The sequence below is a fragment of the Streptomyces sp. WAC06614 genome (assembly GCF_003949795.1).
In the GTDB taxonomy this organism is placed as follows: Bacteria; Actinomycetota; Actinomycetes; order Streptomycetales; family Streptomycetaceae; genus Streptomyces.
Genome location: NZ_RPRY01000702.1, coordinates 1 through 1098, shown reverse-complemented (window position 1 = coordinate 1098; position 1098 = coordinate 1). Strand labels below are relative to the sequence as shown.

At 80.3% G+C, this 1098-nt stretch carries 1 protein-coding gene; it reads left to right on the top strand.

Features of this window, described 5'->3' with window-relative positions; all coding sequences use genetic code 11:
- Nucleotides 1-365: 365 nt before the first annotated feature.
- On the top strand, nucleotides 366-1098 hold a 733-nt coding region (locus tag EF918_RS36005), incomplete at its 3' end, for a BTAD domain-containing putative transcriptional regulator (protein ID WP_185922099.1).

Sequence of the window (1098 nt, the reverse complement as noted above, 5' to 3'; positions counted from 1 at the left end):
AGGGGCGCGGGGAACTGCGCGCCCGGCCCGGTACGGCCCGCAGCCCGCGAACGACGGAACCGGTACGGCGGAGCCGCGCCACGCACCGCCGCCGCAGGTGCTGAGACCGTCGGCGACCGCGGGGCGCCCCGCCCGCCCGCGCAGTTCCCCGCGCCCCTGAGCGGCGGCTCCGGTGCGACCGCGTCGGGCAAGGCCGCGCCCCTGAGCGGCGGCTCCGGTCCGACAAACGTCGGGCAAGGCCGCGCCCCTGAGCGGCGGCTCCGGTTCGACCGCGTCGGGCAAGGCCCCGCCGGCCAGGCGCCCCGCTCCGGGCCCGCCCCGGTAATTGATGCGGGGTCCGGCGCCCGGCCGGGGACAATGGGTCGGTGCGTTATGCGATTCTCGGCAGGGTTCAGGCGGTCCACGCCGACGGGACACCCGTCCCGCTCGGAGGCGCCCGGCTCCGGGCCCTGCTGACGGCACTCACCCTGCGCCCCGGCCGCCCGGTGCCCCCGGCCGTCCTCGTCGACGAGGTCTGGGCGGGCGACCCGCCCGCCGACGCACTCGCCGCGCTCCAGGCCCTGGTCGGCCGGCTGCGCCGCACCCTCGGCCGGGAGGCCGTCACCTCCGAGGACGGCGGCTACCGCCTCGTCGCCGACCGCGACGAGACCGGCCTCTTCCGCTTCGACACCCTCGCCCGCACCGCCGCGCGCCTCGTCACCACCGACCCGGCCCGCGCCGTCGAGCTCTACGACGAGGCGCTCGGCCTGTGGCGCGGCCCGGCCCTGGCGGACCTGCCGGAGCCCGGCGCCGAGGCCGCCCGCTGGGAGGCCGTACGGCTGGACGCCCGCCGGGGCCGCCTCACCGCCGCCGTGGCCCTGGGCCGGGCGGAGGCGGTGCTGCCGGAACTCACCGCCCTGTGCGCCGAACGCCCGCTGGACGAGCCGCTCCAGGCCCTCCGCCTGCGCGCCCTGCGCGGCGCGGGCCGCGCCGCCGAGGCCCTGGCCGCGTACGAGGACGTACGCCACCGCCTGGCCGCCCGCCTGGGCCACGTCCTCGGCGTCGTCCACGGGGGCCAGCCCGACGAACCACACCCCGTCGGGCCACCCGCCCCCGACC